8 protein-coding genes are annotated in these 7,480 nt (G+C 48.0%); 6 read left to right on the plus strand and 2 right to left on the minus strand.

The window, feature by feature from the left end; all coding sequences use genetic code 11:
* Both ACK5NH_RS11680 and ACK5NH_RS11685 read left to right on the plus strand, forming a co-directional pair.
* Positions 1-740 (plus strand): serine dehydratase subunit alpha family protein (locus tag ACK5NH_RS11680; RefSeq protein WP_416920274.1); only part of this gene is annotated, 740 nt, incomplete at its 5' end.
* Positions 741-781: 41 nt separating this feature from the next.
* Positions 782-1,462: a helix-turn-helix transcriptional regulator gene (locus ACK5NH_RS11685; RefSeq protein WP_416920276.1), complete on the plus strand. Its 681-nt coding sequence runs from the start codon at positions 782-784 to the stop codon at positions 1,460-1,462.
* Between the two features lie 77 nt (positions 1,463-1,539).
* Here the strand turns inward: ACK5NH_RS11685 and ACK5NH_RS11690 are convergent, their stop codons facing one another.
* On the minus strand, positions 1,540-3,138 hold the full coding sequence (locus ACK5NH_RS11690; RefSeq protein ID WP_416920278.1) for a hypothetical protein: 1,599 nt from the start codon (positions 3,136-3,138) through the stop codon (positions 1,540-1,542).
* A gap of 200 nt (positions 3,139-3,338) precedes the next feature.
* The gene (locus ACK5NH_RS11695) at positions 3,339-4,253 is read right to left on the minus strand and encodes a DUF368 domain-containing protein (protein ID WP_011626843.1); all 915 of its coding nucleotides are present in this window, start codon (positions 4,251-4,253) and stop codon (positions 3,339-3,341) included.
* Between the two features lie 237 nt (positions 4,254-4,490).
* Between ACK5NH_RS11695 and ACK5NH_RS11700 the strand changes: the two genes are divergently transcribed.
* The 4 genes from ACK5NH_RS11700 (at position 4,491) to ACK5NH_RS11715 (ending at position 7,422) form a co-directional block, all read left to right on the plus strand.
* Positions 4,491-4,985, plus strand: a complete 495-nt coding sequence (locus ACK5NH_RS11700; RefSeq protein ID WP_416920281.1) for a hotdog fold domain-containing protein — start codon at positions 4,491-4,493, stop codon at positions 4,983-4,985.
* A 114-nt stretch (positions 4,986-5,099) separates the two neighbouring features.
* Positions 5,100-5,537: a nucleoside deaminase gene (locus ACK5NH_RS11705; protein ID WP_416920283.1), complete on the plus strand. Its 438-nt coding sequence runs from the start codon at positions 5,100-5,102 to the stop codon at positions 5,535-5,537.
* A 144-nt stretch (positions 5,538-5,681) separates the two neighbouring features.
* Positions 5,682-6,926 (plus strand): DUF418 domain-containing protein, encoded by a 1,245-nt coding sequence (locus tag ACK5NH_RS11710; protein ID WP_416920285.1) that lies wholly within the window; start codon positions 5,682-5,684, stop codon positions 6,924-6,926.
* The gene (locus ACK5NH_RS11715; protein ID WP_416920287.1) at positions 6,904-7,422 is read left to right on the plus strand and encodes a DUF1294 domain-containing protein; all 519 of its coding nucleotides are present in this window, start codon (positions 6,904-6,906) and stop codon (positions 7,420-7,422) included. Before ACK5NH_RS11710 ends, ACK5NH_RS11715 begins: the two co-directional genes overlap by 23 nt.
* Positions 7,423-7,480: the final 58 nt, after the last annotated feature.

The raw sequence follows: 7,480 nt of genomic DNA on the forward strand, positions 1-7,480 counted from the left end.
AATCGATTGACCGCTTCGCCCAAGAAGTCCCCTTTGAAGAAATTCAATTTATCCTTAACGCCTCTGAATTAAATAGTACATTATCCGATGAAGGCCTGTCCAAACCCTATGGCTTGGAAGTCGGCCGTACCATGAAGAACGGCATTGCCGCTGGGATCATTGGCGAAGACTTACTCAATAAGATTGTGATGCTCACTGCAGCGGCTTCGGATGCGCGTATGGGCGGTGCCAATCTGCCCGCCATGAGCAATTTAGGCAGTGGTAATCAAGGGATTGCGGCGACGATTCCTGTGGTGATCACCGCCCAATGTTATAAGGTCAGCGAAGAGAAACTGGCTCGCGCGCTGATCATGAGCCACCTCGGGGCGATTTATATCAAGTCCCACTATCCGCCGTTATCGGCATTCTGTGGCAATACGGTCACCAGCGCCGCCGCCTCTATGGCCATGGTGTATTTAGCGGGCGGCAGTTTCGAGCAATCCTGCTATGCGATTCAAAACGTCATCAGCGACAGCTCGGGCATGGTCTGTGACGGTGCCAAAGCCTCCTGCGCGATGAAGGTTAGTACCTCATCAAGTGCGGCGGTACGTTCATTCTTAATGGCGCTCAACAGCCAAAACGTTTCAGGCCAAGGTATCATCGCCAAAGATGTTGAGAAAACCATTAAGAACATAGGCAAGATGGTACTCAATGGCATGTCATCTACGGATGTCACCATCATTAATATCATGTCAGAATAAGACGATTATTCCTGATAAGCTGCTGAAAAAGGGTCATAAGAGTGAAATTGCAAGACTTAACTCAAAGCGATCTGGATATACTCAGGTCCATCGAAAATATCGTCGATGGGATTGCCGCCATGTATGGCCAACATACAGAGGTCGTGCTGCACAGCTTAGATGCTAAGCATCCTTCGGTGATCAAAATTGCCAATGGGCATGTCACTGGCCGTGAGGTCGGTGCGCCCATCACTAACCTGGCCTTACTTAAGCTCAAAACGGGTCAGGATATTTCTAACTCTTACCTGACCAAATGTGCCAACGGTAAGACCTTACGTTCGATAACCACTGTTATCCGTAATCCTAAAAACCTGCCGATTGGGTTACTGTGCATCAATACCGATATGGATGCGCCGCTGCAATCTGTGCTGCGCACTATGATGCCAGAGCAGCTCCTCGGCAGCGAATTGACCAGTTCGCCCGAGGTGTTTGCGCGCAATATTGATGAGGCGCTGCACAGCACTATCGATAGTGTTAACCACGAGGTACGTGCGAATCCCACGATTTCCCCTTCACAAAAGAGTCGTGAAATTGTCAATCAACTCCATGAGTTAGGGATTTTCGAACTCAAGGATAGCGCCCAAGTGGCCGCCACTCGATTGGGAATTTCAGTGCATTCCATTTACCGTTATTTGCGTGAAATTAAAGCCAATCAGGCGGAAAGCGAGAAAAGCCTCGCTTAAAAACAAAGGGCTAAGATGTTCATCTTAGCCCTTTGTTTTTATTAGCTTGCTAGCTTCAAATGGTATTGCTCATTGGCTTAGAGCACATTGCTCATACTGCCTGTCAAATTCCATGCCTGTACAGTGCCATCGTCCATTAGGGCAATCACATCCAGCAAATTACTGCGAATATCCCGCATATGACTCAAATCAACGGCTTGCTTATCTAGCGTCACCGCGGGATCTTCCCGCATCCATACTGCAATCGAGCCATCTTGGCGTTTAACCGTAAAGCCTAACCCCGTAGGGAAAATATCCGTTGCTTGAGTAATGTCAGTTTTGGGGCCAGAGTGGCCATCAACCACAGTGCCATCCTGCTTTAAAAAGGCAAATTCACGTTCATAGGTCACCACTTTGCTCACCTGAGTGACCTCTTGATAACGCGGCTGGTTTTCTGCCAATTCCCATCCTTCCCAAGCGATAGCCGTATTATCCCTACGTAGCGCAACAAATCCTTCATCAAAAGGATAAACCTTAAGCACGCTTTGTAATTTATCTTTAAGGACTGTCGTATCAGCACCATGGTATTTACTGCCCCAAACGATAAGTTGACGGCTGATGGTTAAGGCGGCAAACGCGTCATTATTGGCAAAAATATCAATCACTTTATTGACACGATTTGGGCGAGATAAGTGGGCAGGGAATGGCACATGATCCTCAGTTAACTCCCCTTCCCCCCACGCATAAACACTACCGTCAGCCAGCAGCGCTGCAAAACCATTTTTGGAAGCAACAACTTTCACGGCAGGCGCAAGCTGGTTAAGCTTTGCCACTTGCTCACGACCTTTTTGCTCCGCTCTGACCTTACCCCACGACACCAATCTGCCCGTCTCTGTCATAGCGGTAAAAGCATTATCGTTAGCATAGAGGAGTTTCACATTGTTAAGCGCTGAGGCGACTTCGCGACTATCACCACCATAATCCGCCTGCCCCCATGTCACTACTGTCTCATCCCGTTTTAAGGCGGCAAAAGCGCCATAGTTAACAGAGACAGACACGACGCCCGTCATCGCTGGCGCTGCGTATTGACCAGAGCCTAGCTCGGCAGTTGCTGCATCTTCAAAAGACCAACTGACGACACTTCCATCTTGCTTAATGGCAGCATAGAGCCCCTTAGCCACAACAAAATCGCGTACATCATGCAGTACAGGTCTCACTCCTCGAGTCCAAGGCATAGTTTCATCCCCCATTCCCCAAGGGATCAGTTTGTGGTCATGGGTTAACGCGGCAAAGCCGCAGGTATCCTCTGCCGCATACAGCTGTTTTACATTAAGTAGAGGCTCGGCAGCGTTGTTGCTATCACCACCACACTCACCATCCCCCCATGTGACTACAGTACCGTCTCGTTTGAGCGCCGCAAAAGCATTGAGATTGCTGTAGATTTGACTCACATCGGCTAATTCTGCAGGCATAGGGATTTTGGGCGAAGTCTCGGCAATCTCACGGTTGTTTGGCTCATGAATCAAGACATTATTCGCTGAAGCGGGTGTTCTGTGAGCCTGAATAGTGTCAGAAATTTGCTGCTTTAACTCTGGGGATATTTCAGAATCTTGTTTATCTATGATTAAGTTAACCACATGACCTAAGGCAAAAATGGCTAGCGCCACGCCAACCCAGGGAACCTGTTTTTTTTCCACGACTATATCCTTATCGTAACTGCAAACTCTCACTGAGTTTAAACGGATGCACAACATCGACTGCTTGCACTCTGAGGCGCGATTGTAACTTAACGGACCAGCAAAATAACATTGCCCAAAAGTCGAGTACATTCCATCGGCCTTAAAACATAAAAGCAGCGAATATCGCTGCTTTTATTTATATCATCCACAGGATTGGCTTAATCCCGTTTGCCGACCTTCTCTAAACCCCAAACTAAGGCGATGGCCGCCAACATACACACAACAGCTAACATCAGCTGTGAAGGTTGGCCCGTCACTTGTTCAAAATTCAGCGGCGAAATATTTTGCTCCAATAACGGCACTTGTTCACCGTGGGAGTTAGTACGCCAAGTTAAGGTTTGTTTCCAAGGCCAAATTTTACCTAAAGTGCCGAGCATCAAGCCCGTGAGAAACACTACGGTCGCATCATGGTATTTACGCAGCAAGGCCGAGAGTAAATGGCTAAAGCTTAAAATCCCCAGCAAAGCGCCTACCGCAAAACAGGCCAAGATATCGATTTGGATATTTTTTGCCGCCGCGAGTACCACAGGGTATAAGCCGAGCAGCAATAAGATAAAACTGCCCGAAATCCCCGGTAATACCATGGCACAAATGGCAATCGCACCGCCGAAGAAAATATTTAAATAGCTGGCCTCGACCGATACAGGGTTCAGTACAGTGATCACCCAAGCAGCCAGAACCCCTAAGGCGAATAATCCCAAACGCGCCAGCGTAAAACCGCTCACCTGTTTAAGCATGTGCACCACAGAGATGATGATGAGGCCAAAGAAGAATGACCAAATCGGAATGGGATGTGCCACCAGCAACCAAGAAATCAGTTTAGCGAAGGTAAAAATACTGGTCAGGATCCCCGCTAATAGGCTCAGTAAAAATCCACCATTAATATGTTCAAAGGCACCTTTAATCCCCTGTGACTTAATCACGCCCCAAAGCGAAGGATTGATACGTTTAACGCTTTCGAGCAGGGTATCGAGAATACCGGTGATAAAGGCGATAGTGCCACCCGAAACCCCAGGCACCACATCGGCGGCCCCCATGGCCATTCCCTTAAAATAGGTCAGCAAATATTTCACTGTGAGTCCTTGTAGTTAAATCATTATGACGTGTCATTGATGACAAATTTGTCGTGATTATACGGTGTTAGCGTAAAAACCGCGAAATGAAGTTTACTTAATTCGGCCGACTGGCATTTAATGTTATCCCAATGTTACACTCATCCGACCAGAAAGAAACAGGCACGCCGCTAAGCATTAAAAATATCAGCGGCCTAAGACTAACACCTTAAGTTTGCACTCCGATGAAGGATAACCATGAGCCCTAACGCACAAACCCCAAACGCTAAGCCCAATAAGGTTCTCGCGCTTTACCATAAAACCCAAGGCTGGCCCTTTGGCCAAAAAATCTTCTCCATCATGGTATCACGCATGGCGCCTTATTTTGGCACCATCAAACCACTGATCACTGAATTACGCCTTAACCGCTGCGCTTGCCTGATTAAAAAACGTCATGCCGTTCATAACCATATAAAAACCGTGCATGTTATCGCCATCTGTAACGGCTTAGAAATGGCGATGGGCGTCATGGCCGAAGCATCGATTCCGGCCCACCTGCGTTGGATCCCTAAGGGCATGAGCCTAGATTACACCGCCAAGGCGGGCAGTGATATTTTATGTGTTGCCGAAGTCACACCAGAGCAATGGACGCCCGGCGATATGCTGGTACCCGTTACCGCCTACGACACCCAAGGCGTAGTAGTCGTGAAAGGACATATCAAGTTATGGATTTCAGAAAAGCCGCAGAAGTAAGCCTAGGCACATCAACCCAAGCTTAATCATCAATCGAAATCACCACTTAGGTTGTCTTGCTCAACGCTTGCAGGCTGCTATGCTAAGCCAAACAACCTAAGACAGGGGATCAAAATGGATGAATTTTTACAGGCCGCGATTGATGAGGCCAAACAAGGATTAGCCGAAGGCGGTATCCCCATTGGTTCAGTATTAGTGATCGACGGGAAAATTGTCGCCCGCGGCCATAACAAACGCGTGCAGCAAGGTAGCGCCGTGCTGCATGCCGAAATGGATTGCCTCGAAAATGCCGGCAGATTAACCGCCGCCGATTATCAAAAGGCCACGATCTATTCGACCCTCTCCCCCTGCGATATGTGCAGCGGCGCGATATTACTCTATGGCATCCCTAAGGTGGTTGTCGGTGAAAATGTCACCTTTCAAGGACCAGAAGCCTATGTGCAGTCCCGCGGAGTAGAGGTAACTGTGGTGGACAATCACGAGTGCAAACAGTTAATGCGCGATTTTATCGCCGCCAAGCCACAGCTGTGGAACGAAGATATTGGTGAATAGCCAATATTTTTCAAAACGGTTCACGCGCCCAACGCTTTAATTAGTTGAGTGTTCTTTGATTTGAGCGCCTGTTAAGCTAGCACCTTGTATTATCAACTCGAATCACGCCGAGCAGACTCGGTTAATTTTCCCAATAGCAAAAGGATGCCTGCTATCAAACCTATCACTCAAGCTGCCAAGGATCCTTGGGGAAATCCCATCGATGCGACTCATACGCTCCATCAGCCTATCCCAATTGGACGTAATGCCAACCTCGATGCCATACGTGGGTTAGCGGTATTGGGGATATTTTTTATGAATATTTATTTTATGGGGATAAGCTTTTATGGCTATGCGCCCCATCAAATCCCATTGCTCTCAGACCAAGTGCTCGAAGCCTTTAGCAACTTCTTTATTGAAGGGCGCTTTATCAGCCTGTTTTCCATCTTATTTGGTGTCGGGCTTTATATTCAGTACCAACGGTTTAGCGATAAAGGTTTAGCGGCCTATTCGCTGCTGCGCTCACGCTTGAAATGGTTGATTGTCTTTGGCCTGATCCACGGCATCATTATCTGGCCCGGTGATATTTTACTGACCTATGGGATCAGCGGCTTTTTAGCACTCTGCTACCGAAATGCCAGCATCACCGAGTTAAAACGTAAGGCCAATATTTTTATTTTCAGTTCGTTAGTGGTTATCTGCTTAATCAGCATCATGGGCAGTGACGAGCTCTTTACCCGCGAATCGCCCTTATTCACCGAACAATACAGCGCTTGGACATCGGGTTATGCCAATCAACTGTTCCTGCATGTCATGCAGGTAGGTTACATGGCGCTCGTCATTCCCTTCACCTTAATGTGGTTCACGGGCGGACTGATGCTGCTCGGAATGGCGCTCTATCGCCAAGGTAGCTTCGAGCAGGGATTTGAGCGAAACACCTTAATCAAGCTGGTATTAGCCAGCTTAGTTCTCTCTGCCCTAGATACCCTGCTAGGCTTAACTCAAAACCCAACATTGGTGATGTTTTCGGACATCATAGTCATGCTAAGTGCTATCCCTACCGCACTGATTTACATCCACATATTGGTTAAAATCTGCCAAAACCGCTCGGCTGTGCTAAAGCCTTTGCAAAATGTCGGCAAACTCGCCTTTAGCCTGTATATATTGCAATCCATTGTCGGTGTGTTTATCTTTCGCCACTTTGCTCCCGAGTTACTATTAACCCTCGATAGGGGCGGTTATATGGCGATAGCACTGGGTTACTCGCTGCTGCAATTGCTACTCGCGAGCTTGTATTTACGCTACTTTCACCAAGGGCCACTCGAAAAACTCTGGCGCCAGCTCGCCTTTAAGTCCATCAACGCTAGTAGCCATTTGAACTCGAATAATGAACAACAAAAGAGCCAGTAAAACGCCATCCACTCCAGTACATGAACGAAGAGCGACTCAACAAAGAGTGAATCAGCGAAGAGTGACTAAATCTAGAGCCACAGAACCAAGAGACGCGAAATCAAAAGTGGCAAAACCAAGAGCCGCGCGTTCGCGTCAGAGTTCAATGCCTTTGTTATTAGCACTGGTTTTTCTGGCGATGTTAATCGGCGCCGCTTGGTGGCATATGCTGCCCCTGGCGATTGTGGGTTTATATCTGCTGCTGAGTTTATGCACCTTTATCGCCTACGCCTTCGACAAATCGGCGGCGCGAAAAGGTCGCTGGCGCACCAAGGAAAGCACCCTGCACCTGATGTCGCTACTCGGGGGTTGGCCCGGCGCACTGTTTGCCCAGCAGTTACTGCGGCATAAATCGGTCAAAGCCACCTTTCGTCAACTGTTTTGGCTCACGGTCGTGACCAACTTAGCACTGCTGGGTTCTGGGATCCAAACGGGTATCATGGATCGAGTGATTTAAGCGGCACGCTAATGTGTGTCTATTTCAATCAATTGCTCGACAACTTTTAACGCCTGCA

Source organism: Shewanella sp. (genome assembly GCF_047975355.1).
GTDB lineage: Bacteria > Pseudomonadota > Gammaproteobacteria > Enterobacterales > Shewanellaceae > Shewanella.

Coding starts and splice junctions, on each gene's coding strand:
- ACK5NH_RS11700 (WP_416920281.1), top strand. CDS start 4,491: ATGAGCCCTAACGCACAAACCCCAAACGCTAAGCCCAATAAGGTTCTC.
- ACK5NH_RS11705 (WP_416920283.1), top strand. CDS start 5,100: ATGGATGAATTTTTACAGGCCGCGATTGATGAGGCCAAACAAGGATTA.
- ACK5NH_RS11710 (WP_416920285.1), top strand. CDS start 5,682: ATGCCTGCTATCAAACCTATCACTCAAGCTGCCAAGGATCCTTGGGGA.
- ACK5NH_RS11715 (WP_416920287.1), top strand. CDS start 6,904: ATGAACAACAAAAGAGCCAGTAAAACGCCATCCACTCCAGTACATGAA.